The organism is Sphingobacterium sp. UDSM-2020 (assembly GCF_016132525.1).
Lineage (GTDB): Bacteria > Bacteroidota > Bacteroidia > Sphingobacteriales > Sphingobacteriaceae > Sphingobacterium > Sphingobacterium anhuiense.
In genome coordinates, this window is sequence record NZ_CP066166.1 from 1,768,277 (window position 1) to 1,786,368 (window position 18,092).

At 34.6% G+C, this 18,092-nt stretch carries 15 protein-coding genes; 9 read left to right on the forward strand and 6 right to left on the reverse strand.

The window, feature by feature from the left end; translation table 11 throughout:
• Positions 1–25: 25 nt before the first annotated feature.
• Complete coding sequence (gene gldL / locus JAZ75_RS07765) at positions 26–805, reverse strand: gliding motility protein GldL (protein WP_208701009.1); 780 nt, start codon at positions 803–805, stop codon at positions 26–28.
• Between the two features lie 166 nt (positions 806–971).
• On the reverse strand, positions 972–2,129 hold the full coding sequence (locus JAZ75_RS07770) for a nucleotidyltransferase family protein (RefSeq protein ID WP_208701011.1): 1,158 nt from the start codon (positions 2,127–2,129) through the stop codon (positions 972–974).
• Positions 2,130–2,676: 547 nt separating this feature from the next.
• Here JAZ75_RS07770 and JAZ75_RS07775 point away from each other — a divergent pair.
• Both JAZ75_RS07775 and JAZ75_RS07780 read left to right on the forward strand, forming a co-directional pair.
• Complete coding sequence (locus JAZ75_RS07775; protein ID WP_317192311.1) at positions 2,677–3,684, forward strand: SDR family oxidoreductase; 1,008 nt, start codon at positions 2,677–2,679, stop codon at positions 3,682–3,684.
• A gap of 711 nt (positions 3,685–4,395) precedes the next feature.
• On the forward strand, positions 4,396–5,034 hold the full coding sequence (locus JAZ75_RS07780) for a Fic family protein (RefSeq protein ID WP_208701013.1): 639 nt from the start codon (positions 4,396–4,398) through the stop codon (positions 5,032–5,034).
• A 49-nt stretch (positions 5,035–5,083) separates the two neighbouring features.
• Here JAZ75_RS07780 and JAZ75_RS07785 read toward each other — a convergent pair whose 3' ends face one another.
• Both JAZ75_RS07785 and JAZ75_RS07790 read right to left on the reverse strand, forming a co-directional pair.
• On the reverse strand, positions 5,084–5,680 hold the full coding sequence (locus tag JAZ75_RS07785; RefSeq protein ID WP_208701015.1) for a methyltransferase domain-containing protein: 597 nt from the start codon (positions 5,678–5,680) through the stop codon (positions 5,084–5,086).
• An 86-nt stretch (positions 5,681–5,766) separates the two neighbouring features.
• Positions 5,767–5,946, reverse strand: coding sequence for a hypothetical protein (locus tag JAZ75_RS07790; protein ID WP_021192170.1), 180 nt, complete (start codon positions 5,944–5,946; stop codon positions 5,767–5,769).
• A gap of 309 nt (positions 5,947–6,255) precedes the next feature.
• Between JAZ75_RS07790 and JAZ75_RS07795 the strand changes: the two genes are divergently transcribed.
• From JAZ75_RS07795 to JAZ75_RS07820, 6 genes are all read left to right on the forward strand, one after another.
• Positions 6,256–6,723, forward strand: coding sequence for a GNAT family N-acetyltransferase (locus JAZ75_RS07795; RefSeq protein WP_021192160.1), 468 nt, complete (start codon positions 6,256–6,258; stop codon positions 6,721–6,723).
• Between the two features lie 1,197 nt (positions 6,724–7,920).
• Complete coding sequence (locus JAZ75_RS07800; protein ID WP_168127771.1) at positions 7,921–8,454, forward strand: sigma-70 family RNA polymerase sigma factor; 534 nt, start codon at positions 7,921–7,923, stop codon at positions 8,452–8,454.
• Between the two features lie 275 nt (positions 8,455–8,729).
• The gene (locus tag JAZ75_RS07805) at positions 8,730–11,180 is read left to right on the forward strand and encodes a TonB-dependent receptor (protein ID WP_208701017.1); all 2,451 of its coding nucleotides are present in this window, start codon (positions 8,730–8,732) and stop codon (positions 11,178–11,180) included.
• Between the two features lie 40 nt (positions 11,181–11,220).
• The gene (locus tag JAZ75_RS07810) at positions 11,221–12,459 is read left to right on the forward strand and encodes a hypothetical protein (protein WP_208701019.1); all 1,239 of its coding nucleotides are present in this window, start codon (positions 11,221–11,223) and stop codon (positions 12,457–12,459) included.
• 491 nt (positions 12,460–12,950) lie between these two features.
• Positions 12,951–14,177: a hypothetical protein gene (locus JAZ75_RS07815; protein ID WP_208701021.1), complete on the forward strand. Its 1,227-nt coding sequence runs from the start codon at positions 12,951–12,953 to the stop codon at positions 14,175–14,177.
• 233 nt (positions 14,178–14,410) lie between these two features.
• Entirely contained in the window at positions 14,411–14,701 is a 291-nt protein-coding gene (locus JAZ75_RS07820; RefSeq protein WP_208701023.1) for a helix-turn-helix domain-containing protein, read from the forward strand.
• Positions 14,702–15,041: 340 nt separating this feature from the next.
• Here JAZ75_RS07820 and JAZ75_RS07825 read toward each other — a convergent pair whose 3' ends face one another.
• Positions 15,042–16,151, reverse strand: coding sequence for a Fic family protein (locus tag JAZ75_RS07825; protein WP_208701026.1), 1,110 nt, complete (start codon positions 16,149–16,151; stop codon positions 15,042–15,044).
• A gap of 356 nt (positions 16,152–16,507) precedes the next feature.
• Positions 16,508–17,185 (reverse strand): hypothetical protein, encoded by a 678-nt coding sequence (locus tag JAZ75_RS07830; RefSeq protein WP_208701028.1) that lies wholly within the window; start codon positions 17,183–17,185, stop codon positions 16,508–16,510.
• A gap of 383 nt (positions 17,186–17,568) precedes the next feature.
• On the opposite strand from JAZ75_RS07830, the gene JAZ75_RS07835 reads away from it, so the two are divergent.
• Positions 17,569–17,970: an outer membrane beta-barrel protein gene (locus JAZ75_RS07835; protein ID WP_208701030.1), complete on the forward strand. Its 402-nt coding sequence runs from the start codon at positions 17,569–17,571 to the stop codon at positions 17,968–17,970.
• Positions 17,971–18,092 lie beyond the last annotated feature (122 nt).

An 18,092-nucleotide genomic window follows, 5' to 3' on the forward strand; every position in this document is an offset into this window, starting at 1 on the left:
TTGAATTAAATTATACAAGGATGAATTATACTCGAGGTTGGTTCATGGCACTTAACATATTGCCATAAATCGCATTCAATGCGTTTAGGTTTTTTGCAAGCTTGCCCACTTCTTCTTTAAATGCCTTGGAATCGTCCAAAGATTCGTTGAAGTTTTGCATCGTATAACTTAAATTTTCATAAAACTGATTCATGGATTTGAGGTGTGAAGCAGAGTCTTGAAGCTCACGCTCGTACATCCCGTTCAACTGTTGCAAATTGCCGGTCAGTTTTTGAACCTGATCATGGTAACTTGTCGTATCGGCTGAAGAATTGGACATTTGAACCAAATTAGCAGATGCTTTTTCAAATGCTTGGCTCATGTGGTCGAATTTTGAAGTTGCCAATTTTAGCTTTTGAGTAAAATCTTCTGTCGCCAACGATACATCTGAAATCTTGTTGATGGCTGACATCTTTTCGCTAAAGTCACGTAAGCCTCTTCCTAGATTTTCAATCGATGCGGGTTCTATATTTGCATCAGCAAACATTTTATCTAACGCTGCAGTTGCTGATGGACCTGATTGTTGGTTGACAACTGCTGCGCCACGGACTGGGCGCTCACCTGTAAAATTATCGTCCAATTCCGGATAAACACGACTCCAATCTGGTTCTTGCGGAGGAGGATTGAACCCCATCAGGAAGAATAGGAACGCCTCTACGCCTAGACCAATACCGATCATGTAGTTGGCATAGGAACCTCCTATGTGTAATATTTTAAATAATACCCCAATAATGACGATACTCGCCCCCCCAAGAAATAGCGACATTTAGCCATCTTGAATTGTCTTTTCTTTTGCTCATAGTTTTAATATTAATCTGATGTTTCGAAATTGGTATTATAAAATTAATAATTATTATTGTCATTTGTTATGACAATATTCAAGCCTAAAATAGTGATATTGTAAAAAATATAGCGATTTTTATACATTTATGCTAATCATTATCGATTCCTAAAACTTTGGAATAAAGTTGTACGAATGGATAAAAAAATACTTCTTGTGGCGCATATTTAAAATACCGTTTCATGTTAGACCATATCCGATGTGCACCTGCTGGACGGGCTGATAAAGGAGAGAAAGAACTATCTTTATAGCGCTCATCATGATAACCGAAATTACCTGAATAAAAAATCTCATCCATCATCCAGTCCGCATCCCATTTTTCGGGGTAAGGGAAAGGGACAGATTCTTCGGGTAAACCTAGATGCTTGACAAGGATGATATGTAATAAATGTGTCCAACCCAGAATACCGGTATGCATATAAATTTCTTTCAAGGCTTGTGAATCAACCTGGGTAGAGACAGTGTGATAAAGTCGTGCTGAATCACAAAGTTGTCGTAAACCTATACCGAAAGAGAGTAAGTGTTTGAATATATGTACATTTACCTGTAATAACTGTAATTCCGGAGCCAAAGTTTTAATGGGAATGCCATTTATAATGATTTCTTGCTGTTGTTGAAAGTATTTTCGTTCAAGTTGGCGTAAATAACGATACTGAAATGGGTTGCGTATATGAAAAAGCCGTTTATGATGCTCAATAGCAATTCCTTGCCACTCATAAAATAAGCTAAATCCTGCAGTATCTTGGAAGTTCAGTTGCTTTTCTTTAAGAATTTCTCTCGCTTTGGCATAGCCTTTTTCTTCGAAATACCAATCAATATCTCCTGACATTCGATGATGAGGGATTTCATAGCATGCTGCAACGCCTTGACCTTTCTGTAAGATAGGACGCAAACCTTGTTTGGTGAAAGCGGTATATTGGGTGGCGATAACTTCGTTCATCTTCGCATTACGGCGCTCGATTTGATCCACCCGTACTGTCCATTTTAATCGAAGGGATTTTGAGGGTAATTGTTGTTCTTCTAAAAACGAAAAACTGTCATAGATAAGTCCTTCGACGGTGTGGTGAATTGCAAAAGCGCGTATTTGCAACCAATCGGCCTCTGATAATGGTGTATCAAGTACAAGTGATTCCTTGTTCCATAATCCGATGCGCACTAATTGAAAAAAAACGTCCCTGAGCCTGTTGTCCATAAATTGTGATGTAGTTGTCCTGTCAAAAATAACTATTTTTTTTACCATTAGTAGCATAGCAGCTCTTATTGATAGAAAATACCTGACTCACGATATAGCCAAAAAATCCCCAACGACGAGCGACGTTGGGGATAGCCATAAATTCATCCAATTATGAAAAAAATTAATACCAAGATACAAAAAATTGTCATAGGTATGCTAAGAAATAAACTAGCATAAATTAGAATGTTTAGTACTAATACTTCATCCTATTTTTTTACAGTATCCAATTCATTGTTTTTAGCCATGGAGAGGCTGTTTTATACCGATACACAAAACAGTTGTTCAGCTTTGGTGGGAAATAAATAATTCATTTACGGTGCATAACCCGAATATATACGTATAAAATCAAGTATTAAATCGTTCAACATTCGTGGTGCCAAGATGTTAATAATTAGCGTCTTCTCTCGAGTAAAAGCCCTCGAACACGATGTCTTTTACAAAGCTGGGGACAAATTGATTATTAAAAACCTATAGATAATAGCGTGTAGGAAGGTATTATCAAAGGATGATGTGCTTAGTAAGAAGATAGATCATCTATAAATGCTAATAAAATTTTACAATTATGAACAGTGAAGAAAACAAAATCAGCCGTCGTATGGTGATAGGCGGGCTAGGTGCAGGAATTGCGACCATGGCCCTAGCACCTGTTGTTGGGTACTCTAAAAGCACGCTGGGACAAATGGGGATCCTCCCAGTAGAAGATCCAAGAATGAAATACCCCAAACCTCCATTTAAAGAACAGAAACAACCATGGCCGGGGCTAGTGAGTAAAATGGATCCTCGCCCTGATCATGGAGAAACTTCTTATAAAGGGTCGGGTAGGCTTGTGGGACGTAAAGCTTTAATCACGGGAGGCGACTCGGGAATGGGCAGGGCTGCTGCTATTGCCTATGCTAGAGAGGGAGCAGATGTTGCCATAAATTATTTACCTGCTGAAGAATCTGATGCTAAGGAGGTGATAGACCTGATTAAAAAAGAAGGCCGTAAAGCTGTGGCCATTCCGGGTGATCTGCGCAATGAAGACTTTTGTAAGCAACTGGTGGAAGATGCAGTGACGGGGTTAGGTGGTCTTGATATCTTGGTAAACAATGCGGGAAGGCAGCAAACAAGGCCTTCAATTACCGATATCAGTTCCGAAGATTTTGATGCAACGATGAAAACCAATATATATGCGCCTTTTTGGATAACGAAAGCCGCTTTAACGCATCTTCTGCCTGGATCGGTCATTATTTCCACTACTTCTGTTCAAGCAACAGACCCTTCTGCCGATCTTTTTGATTATGCGCAGACAAAAGCTGCAAATACAAGCTTTGTAAGATCGTTGGCAAAACAGCTAGGACCAAAAGGGATACGCGTGAACGGTGTAGCACCTGGCCCGATATGGACTGCTCTGCAGGTGAGTGGAGGAGCCACCATGGACAAACTTGTAAATTTCGGCGGAGACACTCCGCTGGCTAGACCTGGACAGCCGGCGGAACTGGCATCCATTTATGTGCAATTGGCAGCCAATGATGCCAGCTATGCAACAGGACAGATCTACGGGGCAGCTGGGGGTGGTGGTCAGCCTTAAAAAGGTTATAATGTTAGTAGGTTATGAGGTGAGTAAGATAGACTGATCGTTACTGCGTTAGTCGTCACTGTGTTACTTGGTTAAAGTTAGAACCTAAAGTCTGCTGACAATTCATGATGCCAATAAAGAACAAAGCTTATCTATCATGAACTATTCGAAGAGTTGGCGAAGGCTGAAAACGATAGCCAAACCGTTAACGTCTTCTGGATAAGCATTTTTATATTCACCATTAAATAACTTTGTCAACCGGTGGGGATATTCATTCCAATAAATCCTATCTAGATTATTAGCAAATTGCTCATTCAATATTTTGTCTTGGGCTTGATAATATATGTGTAGTTGCTTAAAATGTAGGGTTTGTTTAGGAGATTTTATTTTTCTAATTCCATTTTCGCACTCGATTACTGAATAAGCGCTCGATTTGAACGCTTGGTATTGGCTCAGAGGAACTGCCGATAGGAAATAGGGTTCCTTTTCATGAAAGCTTTTTTTGGTTTTATTACCAATGATTAAAAGTTTACAAATAAATAACCAGGTCAGGTGTCCTGACAGTGTTTGGACATTTGGGTATTCGTAGTAAATCCAATTTTTTAGACGTAAAACATAGTGTTTATCTGAGGTGTCCAATTTGATTGCGGAGATTAACTAATTTATTCTCCGCTTTTTATGCGGTAAATAATTGCTATATTTACCGCATAAAGGATATAAAGTATGGCAGTCTATCTACATGAACGGCACAACTGGACAGTATTTATGTTGGACGAGGAGAAAATTCTGAATCCACTAAGTGAAGTAAGATATCTCCAAGGGAAGATTATTGGAAAAGTGGAGTTATTAGGCTTTGCGTTAAAAGACGAAGCTAACTTAGAAACACTTATCCAAGATGTTGTTCAATCTTCGGAAATAGAAGGAGAGATATTAAATCCAGAACAGGTACGGTCTTCAATAGCTATTCGACTAGGGCTAGATAACTCTGGTTTGAAACATGCTGATCGTCATATCGATGGAGTAGTAGAAATGATGTTAGATGCTACACAAAACACGGATAAAACTTTGAGTGACGAAAGGTTATTCGGCTGGCATTCTGCATTATTTCCGATAGGGAGAAGCGGGTTGTATAAGATTGATGTTGCACAATGGCGCAGTGGTGATATGCAAGTGGTTTCTGGAGGAATAGGAAGAGAGGTCGTGCATTTTGAAGCACCAAAGGCTGAACGACTCTCAGATGAGATGACGAAACTAATTGATTGGTTTAATTATGATTCAAATATCGATCCGGTATTAAAAGAAAATCACCTTTTAAAAGACCGTAAAAAGAACAGCGGTAATAGTTCGGTTGGTATATTATAGGATTAGAAGAAAACATCGTGGTAGCTGAGATTGGATACGGGATTAAAAATTATATGATTTTTTTCCAAAAGTTGAGCAAACCTCTACATGCAGTATGTTCAAGATCAAAACTAGTTGGTATCTCATCCCATCCACTCCAATAGGAGACAATTCGGGTTCCTATTGGTAATTGTCTAAGTTGTTGTCTAAGGTATTCGGTATATGAATAATAGAGTTCTTGGTTTGGTAATATCGAATTATCTATCGGACAACTTGTATCTATATTTTCATAGAAAGAATTGTAAAAATAAAATGCATCATAATCAGAAAAAGTGATTTGATCAATATTGGCATGAATAAATTCTATGTTATTTATTTGATGTTTTTGGGCTATCTCAGTAGAAATTTCAACAAGTGATTCCCGCTGTTCAACGCCATAAAAAATACCTTCCGTACATGTAGCACCCACAAGACAAAATTTACCAGCACCAGCACCAATGTCCAGTATCTTATCATTGGGATGTTGAACTAAATAGGTGGCAGCCATCTTTGCGACATCGACAGGAGTCCAGTGACGGTGTCCCAATATTTTTATATTTGAAGGATACAAATCGTCAAATGTACTGTCGTCAACACGTATGTTGGACCTTAATGCTTTAAAAATCATTTTTTCTTTTATGTGGTTATCATTAAATGGATAGGCTAATGTTTAGCAAATAAAAACGAGCTATTTAATTATATACTCCAGCACGGTTAAAGTTCTCTTAGAAAGTGGATCTTGCCTGATTCAACATTTATTTCCACAAGAACCTTGCGGTGATTTCCATATTCGTAAATGTACCAATTGGGATGATCTGGATCTTTCGCCGAATATGATTTTAAAAGCTCATCATCGATCTCTTCTGATATTTTAATAGACTTATTTTCCAACATGATTTTTTTTACTAAATTACAATAATCTATTTTTAAATTATAACTGCTCGATGGAATTACGAGATAGAAACATTTTAGTTCGTAACGATTAGTTTTATTTTCCCTTATTTCAATTGACACATCGTTTTGAAATCACGTTACGGTACATCCATACCTACAAGATAGGGATTGCTGAAATTTTTCGATACTTTCAATAAAAGGTCATGCGAGACAAGGAAATTGATCTTGACTTAAATTATTTTTGGTTTTTTGAATAAGATTTGTCCGTTTTAAAAAGTTTGAATAACTTCCTTTTCTTAAATATAAAAAATGAATTTGCTTAAAATTGTTGATTATAAGTCTAATTACGCTCCTGTATTTAAAGAGTTGAATGAAAGGTGGATAAAAAAATATTTCACCATTGAACTGCAGGATATAGAAACTTTAAATAGCCCTCAGGAGATTATCGATCACGGAGGATTTATCATAGTTTGTTTATATGATCATATTCCTGTTGGAGTCTGTGCCGTAAAAAAGATCACTGATATCCGTTATGAACTATGTAAATTTGCTGTTGATGAACAGTATCAAGGTATGGGTATTGGAAAATTAATTCTTGAACATTGTATTTCTGAGGCAAAAATTAGAAATATTCCTACATTGTTTTTGGAGGGTAATACTAAATTAGGATCTTCCATTCATTTATATGAAAAGTTTGGATTTAAAAAAATTTCTTTGGCAGAACATGCTCCACATTACTCTCGCGTTGATATTATTATGGAATTAAATCTAATTTAACCATATAAATACTTAAAGACTGGGACGATTTACAGCCGATATTGATACAAAAACTATACTTTGTATCTATTTTGACTATGTCGCTCAACTCAATTTACTTCAAGTTGTATATAATGAGCTATGAGAATATTTTTATTGTTGTATTTCTTTCATGCGAAAAGGCATATTGGCAAATTTAATAATGTTCCATTTAATTGTGCTAGAGCTCTACCAGCAGTAATTGTTTTACGTAGAACTATTTTAGTTTATATATCAACATTTGGTTGTAATAGAGGTAATGCGTTATAAGGTTTTTTGATATCGAATGTGCTCATAACTTAAAGGTAAATCTTACTTCCGTAATTAATAAGAGTAAAATAGCGAAAATTTACTCTCGTTTATCAATCACCTTATCCTTCACTTTCATCTCCAACAGCTTATTGCGGTAATAATAACAAATCAACTTATCATGAACGACTCCTCTTTATCACCAACATTAAATCCTATCTTTTTCCTTTCTTTTGGGATGGGTCCTCTATTTCCTTCGGAGAGTGCTTCGCAGTTTTATCTTGGCTACTAACTCGACAATTCGACTCTTAAAATTAAAAGTTGACTTTAAAATTTCAAAAAATAATAAGAAAAATAGCTCTAAGGGGAATCTTAGCGCTATTAACCAATATATATTTGTGATAGCATGCTCATAAGAGCAACACTAAAAAATAAATATTTCTAGTAGATTTTCAAAAAAAAAGGCTCTCTCAAAAAAATGAAAAAGCCTTCAAAACCAGATAAACATGATAAAATTAAATTAAATCTAATATGAAGATAATATAAATCTTTCAGATCTAATTAGAAAAAATCAAATCCAGTGTTTTTACTTGGTGATAGTAAGTACTTTTTACTTTGATTTTATGGCTTTTGCAGGAATTATAAACGAGCTTAATAACTCGAGGCTAAAGTATCGCTTTTTTTTATTTCGGTATGGATAGGCAGTTTCAACATTTGTTTGTTGCATTTTTTCAACAGCGATGATTTCTCTAATCTTTATAGATTGAAAAAAAGAATGAAGTTTTAAAAAAAGCGTATTATGGTATTGATATCTTCTTAATTTACAATTCGAAATGATCGATATTAAGCTCATTATTTGTTTAAGTAAATTTTAAATTATTATTTGGATTGTATCTAAATAAGATTAAATTTGTCCAGTAATCATACGATATGGACGTTCAAAAGAATTTAATAGATTGTCAATCAATTGATGAGAAATGTTTCGAATTGATTTATAAACGCTATTGGGATCAGGTGCTAGCATACGCGACCTGTATTGTCCATGATCAATCGTTAGCTGAAGATATTGTACAACATGTGTTTGTCTCCCTGTGGGATAAAAGAAGTGAACGACATATTGAAAATATCGAAAATTACCTAAAAAGAGCAGTAAAATATACTGCTTTCCATGAAATCAAAAAAAGACTTAATATAGACGATAATACGAATCTTAGTGATGTTGATATTATCGGTGATCAGGAATCCGATCAAGACATCCTGTATAAAGATTTACATCAGCGACTAGATGAAATCATTACAAAACTTCCTTCCAAAAGTAAAGATCTGTTTGTACTTAAATTTAAAGATGGGCTAGACAATAATGCGATTGCATCTGCTCTGGATCTTTCCGAGAAAACAATTCGTAATAAGCTCTCTATCAGTTTAAAATCAGTAAGAGTAAACCTTAAAAAAGTTGGTTTTTAAGCACTTTAATTTTCTTATTTATATTTAGTATAAATAAATCGGGACATTTTGTATTAAAACTACACTTAGTACTATGGATGTTCATATGTAATCCTCAACAGACATCCTTTTTCTTCTTATGATAATGAACAAGAATATGCAATGTGCTATTCAAGAATTCAGCTAAAAAGATAGTTTAGATGCTGATATTATAGTAATGAGATTACTGAGTGAGGTGTTTTTAATATGGAGGTTTGAAAAATTAAGAACCTTTTAAAGTGATAATAAAACAGTAAATGCAATCTAAACAATTATTTTTAACAAGTTTTTTTTTACACATCTCTCTTTTGCTATGTGCACAAAAAATAGAAACGTTTAATCTATCTGGTTACGTAAAAGATACTTTTGGAAAACCTATCTCTGGGGCGACTATCTATATAAGGGAATTGGATAAGGGAACGACAAGTGATGTGGATGGATCCTATCAATTCTTAAAATTAAAAAACTCTAATTTAAATGTACGCGTATCAAGTGTCGGTTACCATTCGGAAACGAAAACCTTAAATCTTTCCACTAATGAAAATTCTTTTTTGGATTTCCAGTTGCGCCGTGATGAGAAATCACTCGCGGAGGTTTCTGTGGTTGGACAAAGCTTAAACCAGCGAAAGGTACAGGAAATAAAACAATCGGGCTATGCTGTCAATGTCATTGACCTGACTACACAAGTAGATAAGGTTGCAGATCTGAACCAATTATTAAGACGATCTCCTGGAGTAACTATTCGTGAAAATGGTGGAATGGGATCGGATTTCTCGTTTAAAATTAATGGTCTGGATGCGAAAATATTTATTGATGAGGTGCCCATGGAAAATTATGGAAGCTCCATGACCTTGAATAATATTCCGATCAACTTAGTTGACCGTATTGAAGTTTATAAAGGTGTTGTGCCAGCCTATTTACCTACAGACGTACTGGGAGGTGCTGTAAATATTATCACAAAACGTAGAAACAAACAGTTTTTTGATTTCAGTTATGGATATGGTTCTTTCAATACACACCAAGCATCATTGATCGCAAATATGAGAGATGCCAAAACGGGCTTGATGGTCAAAGCGGATGCTTTTTTTAACCATTCGGACAATAATTATATGATGTACAGTAATCCCAAATATGGTATTAATCTGGACGGATATTTTAAATCATTTGTCGATGAAGAAACTGGAATTGTGCAGAATCAATTGGTAAAAGTAGATAAAGCCCGCCGTTTTCATGATGCCTATACTTCGGGAATGGGAAAATTGGAGGCTGGATTTGAAAACGTGAAATGGGCAGATCGATTACTTTTTGGCCTAAGCTATTCTGAAAATAATAAGGAAATACAAATGGGCTCAAATATAAAATCGGTATACGGCGGTCGATGGTCCGAAAATAAATTCCTTACACCTAGTATACAGTACCGGAAAAATGGCCTATTTCTTCCGGATCTTTATGTTGATGTTTTTGCGAGCTATGGTGATAGTCGTACAGAGGTACGTGATACTGCAAAGTATCTCTATTACTGGTCCGGAATACCGCAAAGCAATGGCACATTCAAAGAAGAGGCTTACGATCAGATTATTAATAAAAGTTATATTGCAAAGACAGATTTTTCTTACAATCTCAATAAGAAAAAATCGCAAGTAATCAACTTGAGTTATAACCTCAGTACCAATCAGCAAAAGAATTTTGATATGATGAAAACTGAGGAGTATCGAGAAATCAATAGCAGGCCAAAGCGTCTAAACAAACACCTGATAAATTTGGCTTGGCAAGGGCAATGGTTAGATGAAAAACTAAGTTCTGTGGTATTCTTTAAATATTATGGGATGGATAATAGCTATACTGCAGATGAACGAAAATACGATAGCGACGGAAAACTTATATCAGGAGATGTGGTCCAGTATAATAATTATAAAGACTACAAAAGTGGTGGCTTGACCTTAAGATACCTTTTAAAGAAAGATGTAGGTATCAAAACCTCGCTTGAGAAGTCATATAAATTACCTTCCGTAGAGCAGTTATACGGAAATGTCGTGTATGTATTACCAAATGTTGATCTAAAGCCTGAAGAATCCAATAATGTCAATCTAGGCATGTTTTATAACGTATATTTTAATGATCAGCATTTTATCAATGTAGATGTCACCACTTTCTTACGTAATACCAATAATTATATACAGATGGTCAGTGCCGGGAACTATTATCGATACTCCAACCTCGATGGAGCAAGATTATATGGAATCGAGTTTGATGCGAAATACGGCTATAAAGATCTGTTTCGGGTCAATGTGAATGGTAGCTATGATAAAGCAATTGTAACGAAATTACAAACAGGAGAATCTGTTGATAAGGAAGGATCGATCTTGCACAAACAACTGCCCAATAGACCTTATTTATATGGAAATGTGGATGTTTCAATTGGGAAAAATGATTGGTTAGGAAAAGGAACCCGTATTGAATTGACCTATATGAATCAATATACCCATAAATTTTATATGAGCTGGGACAATTTGGCATCTCAAGAGACAAAACTATATATTCCCAGTCAAGACGTTCATTCTGCAATCCTTTCCTACTCTTGGAAGCATAATAAATACGGAATTTCTATGGAAGCAAGAAACTTTACCGATGAAAGACTTTACGATAATTTTGGACTGCAAAAAGCAGGTCGTGCATTCTATACCAAATTAAGAATGTCCATCTTTTAATTTAAATTTTAACAATATATACTATACAAATATGCGTTTTATGAATACTTATTTTAAAAAATCATGCCTGATGGCCGGTGTGGCTTTGAGTTTTGCGGCCTGTAAAAGCTCTTCTGATAATACAAATACAATACCTGATGAAATAGCTAAAGCTTCAAAATATGGTATTACGATTCAGGTGGAAGCTGCAGGAGAAAAACATGATTATATTTTGCCGGTTGAAGACCTGATGAAAGAAGGATCGGTATCTCCTGTAGGATTCGGGATTGACGTGACTGGAAAGATAGATCAAACTTACGGGGTAAGAGAAGGGTCTAATATTTTTATAACAGAGGGTAATGCTGTATTTAAATACTCAGTAGCAACTGGCGATATCGTCGAAAAAGGGAATGCTGTGGTGTCTAATCCAGGAAACTATTTGGGGATGATGAAGTCGGCATTTGTTGATGGACGCGTAAATTTTATCAATTGGTCGGCATCATATAATGCTGCTACAGAAGCTATCGATAAACGTTTATTTATTATCGATACAGCGACCATGATTGTGAAAGGTGAATCGGCATTAAATTTTAAAGTTCCTGCAATCGCTAAAGCTGGTAAACCAAATGAATTTTATGACAAGTCAACGATTCAATTATCTCCAACAAGTTTAGGAATTAGAAATGGTAAAATCTATGTCGGATTCTTGTATCTAACACCTGAGTGGGCCTCTCCAGCAAAGCAAGTCGCTTATGTGTTGACTGCGGACTATCCAAGTTTACAAAATCAAAAGATTGCTTCTAATGATAAATATGGACATACAACAGGTACCTGGTATCAAACAAAATCGAGCTTTTTCGACGAAAGCGGAAATTATTATTTCACGACTATCCGTGAAGGAAAGTATTACACTTTATTGCGTATGAAGGCTGGTACTACAGAAATAGATCCAGATTATGCATTTGATTTGTCAAATTATAGCTTATTCTCTGAAGGTTATATGGGACAGCAGTCGGATCAGCACACCTATTTAAAAGATGGGAAAGCATTATTGGGCGCTTATGTTTTTGACATCAATAATAAAGTGATGGTCAAAAATCTAAATGATTCTGGATTAGGGAAAGTTCAGATCGTGCCTTCAAATGGCGTATTAGTCGATGGTGGTAAAGCTTATGTATTTGTGAAAACTGTAGATTCTCAGTGGTACATAGCTTGCTATGATACCGATAAAAACGATTTTAAAAGAGGTATCCAAATCAAAGGTGGAATTACTTCTGCTTATGGTGTGGTTAAATATTAAGACCGCTGTACTTTTCTTTTTTATATTTCATTACTCTTAGTGTTATGGAATATAAACTAGGTATTCTAGCTTAAACAGTTGAAAAATGAAAAGCGTGAATGATAATTATGGTTATTAGCAACAAATTAAAGATCATTTAAACAATAAGAGCCGTTTCAAATTGAAGCGGCTCTTGTTGTTTATGTAATTCTTAAAGCTATTGTGCTTTTAAAGTATTCTTTTTCGTATGCATAACTATCCATTTTCTGGATGATCACCATCACAGTAGAATTGTTGGTGCAGATCTTCTTCCTCCCCAACTTGAGGTCGCATTTTACGACTTCAAATTCTCCATTCTTCATGGTTAGGTAAAAACATAAATTCTGAGTTTCATTAATTAATTTTTTTATATAATATTCTTTCACGATATTAAAATTTAAAAATAAACCTCCTTATATTTTGAGGCAGTAAGCTCACCTATTTAATCGAATTTTCAAGTAAACTATATTTAAATGGCTAGAAGGAAAGTATCTAAAAAATATGTATCACCCGCAGGAAATGAAATTTTGGCTCAAAAGGCCTTTTTTGAAAGATTACGAATAGCCTTGGAAAAATTGATAGGGGCTGGATATTTTGAGAAGATTCCAAAAACAACTTTGCTTAAATGTTATAATGTAAGATATCCTACAGTGAAGATTGTAGTGGATCATACGATCATCGTTGATGAAAAAGAGCGTAAAAAATATAAAGAAGATTTTAATAACAGACTAAAGACATTTCAACTGAAAACGATGACAGGTGAATCAATCAGTTATGCTAGTTTCCTTACAGAAGTCTTACTTCTTATTCAGGTATTTAATTTTCTGCCTGAAAATGAATATAAAAAAGAAACAGATATTAAAGCTTTATTGAAACCTTATTTTGAAGGCGAATGGTACAACAGAAATGTTTCGGAGGTCTATTCAAATCTGAATTTTTACAATTATGAGTACTTTGATTTTTACAAAGGATCAGTTCAATTTATTCTTTCAGAATTACGTACTATTAAACCGGGCGGTAGTAATGTGTTGCAGTTATGTAGAGTTCCGCATCAACTTGCTTCAGAGGAAATAGATCATGCCATTCGCCCCATCTCGCGACTAGGCTATCTACCACCAAATGGTACTGATTGGAATAAATTAGCCTTGATATCTGCAGAACAGTTAGGCCTTGAGAATTTTGAAATACAAGAAAAGTTACCTATCTATATACAACACCATGCTCTAAGACGTTACCAAGAGCGGAGTCTTTCTTCCATGGGGCTTGCTTTTATTCATCTAGGCCACATATTGGTTTTTGCGCAAAATCATACTACCGTCGTGCGCAATTCTCATATCCTATTAGCATATTATGCTGGGAGACATAAGATCGGTTATTTTGTGGTTACTCATCATCTCGACAAATGGATTGTGCGCACATTTTTATTATTGACAAACGAAGGAACGCCCGAGGGCGAAAAACTGAAAGAGCTTACGGCAATAAATAAAATTGATGCTCAATATTTGAAAATAGATACTATGGAGGCCTTTATTAATTATGATATTGAAGGGAATGAGAAGCTGTTTGCTATTTTCAAAGAGGCAGGTTGTGCCTCCTTATTTGAATATGCTAAATTCTTTGATCGCACAAATAAACAAATTAAAAATGCAGATTTTATATCTAAATATTTGTCTATTGCAGGAGATCAAGATGAATATTAAAATTACTATTTTTCCTAAACCAGGCTTGCTCATGAAATCGTAACAGCCCTGATTACGCCATTTTGCTCAATAGCTTTCCGGATATTAGTATTTAGTAATTAGACAAGGTGGACTTTTTCCTTACTTCGCCACTGCCCCAAGATCGGATTGTTGTGGATCTAATTACGTGATAAATGTTTGTTATTTCAATCAAATTGATTAAATTTGTCTATAATATCAAACAATATTGAGGTATGAGTATCAAGAAACAAGTCGTTTTTCCTAAGTTAGCCAAACTTATGGAGCAAGTAGGCGAAAATATAAAATTGGCAAGAAAGCGTCGCAAACTAACAACTATTCAAGTTGCAGAGCGGGCTGGAATTGCGCGCTCAACTTTATACCTTATTGAAAAAGGAGATACAAGTGTCGCATTTGGTGCGTATTTAAATGTGCTCCGAGTATTAGGTTTACAAGATGATGTCTTGCAATTAGCATCAGACGATGATTTAGGAAGAAAATTGCAAGATCTCGAATTATTAAAGTAGACAATGGCACAAAACAAATTTGACATATACGTATATGCGCATTGGAAAGGAATGATCTTATTCGTGTTTTAAATTGATATTCCGTTAATCTAACGCTCCAAATTTAGTCATTGTATATTTTTTCATTTCTTTCTGCTCTCGACTACCAATAGCCTTATCCTTCACTTTCCTTTCCTTCAGCTGGTTTCGATAACAAGCCAATTACTGGACGCTCGCCATCTCTATAGAATTATTTTTATACTATCATGATACGGCTTGAAAGCAAAACTACAATATCATGAACTATTAGAAAAGTAGAGTAAATCTTGTGTACACGAACCACTCCTCATCGCGCAAAGACTTATTGTACTTTTTTATCTTCAAGAATTGTTATCAATTTTTTATTTAGATAGAGTTTTTCTTTACCAACTTTGACAGATTGAAGGATATCTGCTTTTTCTAATGCTATTAAATAGTTTCCCGCTGTTTTTGCATTTCCTATATTTTCATCAATTAAATTTTGTCGCTTCGTATATGGCAATCTAAATAATATTTCTACAAGATCTTTTGAATACAATTTGGGAAGTTTCAATTTGATTTCATCAGTCATTTCTTCCATTGCCATTGTAATTTTTTCTAATCTTTCCAATCCCTTTAATGAAGTCTGTTCAATCATATCTAACATATATAAGATATAATCCTGCCAGTTTTCATTTTCCGTAACCCCTCTTAATTTTGTGTAATACTCTGTTTTATGTTGAATGATGTACTCACTTAGGTATATAGCTGGCATTTTAAGTAAACCTGAAAGATTCAGATATAATAATATTAATATTCTTCCTGTTCTTCCATTACCATCTGCAAATGGATGTATTGCTTCAAATTGATAATGCATTAAGGCCATTTTTATTAAGGGATCGATTTCAATATTATTATTATTATTATTATTATTAATGAATTTTTCTAAGTTTGCTAGCTTTTCTCTAATTACTTCTTCACCAGTGGGAGGAGTATAAATAGTATCATTTTGATTATTTGTTAAAGCTGTACCAGGAATTTTTCTTATTGAAGCATTATTCTGTTTAATACATTGTACGATCTTAATACAAAGATTTGTTGTGATAAATGGTTTTTTTTTGAGTTCTTCTAATCCAAGCCATAATGCCTCCTTATAGCTTAAAACCTCCTTAGTTGCAAGATCTTCGTTCTTTTTGTCAGAGACAAATGATTTGTATAATTGATCATTTGTTGTTATAATATTTTCGACTTCTGAACTTGCTTTAGCTTCTTGCAGATAAATTGTGTCTAAAAAAATTGTGGGATTTGGCAAATTTAATAGTGTTCCATTTAATTGTGCTAGAGCTCTACCAGCAGTAATTGTTTTACGTAGAACTATTTTAGTTTCTATATCAACATTTGGTGGTAATAGAGGTAATGCATTATAAGGTTTTTTGACATCGAATGTGCTCATAACTTAAGGGTAAATTTTACTTGTGTACTCTTTATAAGAGTAAAAATAACAAAAATTTACTCTCGTTTATCTAATGGAGGTAATAATTACCCTTGTTTATATTTCAGTTAATTAACTTATGTTTGTATTATCTTATTCCCGTTGGTCCCTGAATTAATATTCAAACTAGCGGATTTTGTTTTTTACAGCCTTGATCTTCATCTATTTTTCATAGATAAATTGAAGCTTTCTACCATTGACCTTATCCCTCACTTTCCTTTCGTTCATCTGCTACAGGTAATCCTATTACTGGCGTTCGCAAGTTTTGAACAGGCAGAATGTTATCAAACTGCATTTTTTTAAATACTATTTTTTGGTTATGATTTTTTTCGATGTTGGCGATAGTAAAGATTATCTAACGACAGGATATTTCCATTTTCATCCCTGCTGTAGTAGATCACCATTTTTAGTAGGTATACCACGGGTCTTCCTGCTTGCAAGGCGGGCTTCCACATGCAGGCATTTTTTTTGATTGCATGCAGTATGACTTCGTGACTAGGGGTATTTGGTTCTGTGCTTGTTAAAGCAGCAATCCAACCATTCTTGAATATAAGAAACTCAACACTGATCGAGTCAGATCTTAGCCCTATATTTCGTTTAACTGCAGGCAGGCCCATTGTTATAGCTAATTGCTGGAGGTAAACATTTATTCCCTTATTTGGTACGGGTGCTATTGTTGTGATTGTAAAAACACCATCCTCTTCTTCAGGATCAATATTGACTATGTAACAGGGAGAAATTGAATCACTAATCAAAGGTCTTATAGAACGCTTCTTTTTCGTCTCAGTGGGGCGAGTGGAGAAAACCATACTCATTGGTTGCTTAGCCTGTGGTAATGCCCGCAATCTGTTTACATCTATCTGAATGGCTGTTGGAGCAACTGGACTGCTGGATTGTCTAGTCTGTGGTAAAGCTGGTAATCCAAATTGCATCAAAAGTAAAAGTAGCAAATAGCCACGTATGGCAAATCTGTTGCACAGTGAGTCTCTTTTCAAAATTGTAGGATGGTCTTTAATTTTAGCAGTTTACAATAAGATTAAATTTAAAAAAATTATCTGTAATCTGTTGATATATTCTTGTGCTTCTCTAAGATAACTATCTTTTCCTTAATTTTTGTCAATTATAATGTTCGTTTGCGCATTTGAGTTGTGGGATTTTTTTGTTGCCGACTTTAATTTTCCTATGTTTGGTAAAATTTTACAAAACTAATTTTAGTTTATCCTATAGATGAAATTTTCATTTTTAACAATTTCTTTTTTATTGGGATTCACCTTATGTAATAAAGTATAAAAACTTTAATAATAATATTGAGATTCTAATATTCCTAGTATATAAATGCGATATGGTGAATACTAATTTTTTTTAATAAATATAGCTTATGAATAGAAATATACTTCTATCCTTTTTTATGGTTTTTGTTTGTTTTTTAACAACAAAAGCACAAATTTCAAAATATTCTATAGGTGTCTTTAGTGACATAATGCTGGAAGCTCCAACCTATGATACTTTTTATGGTATAAATGGTAAATATGACCTTAATAATCACAGTGGAATACAGGTTTTTGGTGGCTATAGTAATGTCCATATGACAACAGTTGGGGCAGATTATATTTACAATATAAAGGACCAAACGAAAAGTAATTTTAATATCTATGGTGGAATAGGTTTATCAGGAGACTTTTATAAACAAAAGATTGTGGTTGAATCTGAAGATAAAAAAATATCAGGATATGCGAAGAAAAATTATGTAGCTATAAATCCAACAATTGGAGTTTCGTAGGGAGTGTAAAATAAACTGTGTCAATGGTTCAATTACCACCCCGCTGGGTGGTAATTGAACCATTTTGCTTATTGCAAATCTAACACCATTCTTCCGGGAAACCAAATAGCTAATTTTTGTGC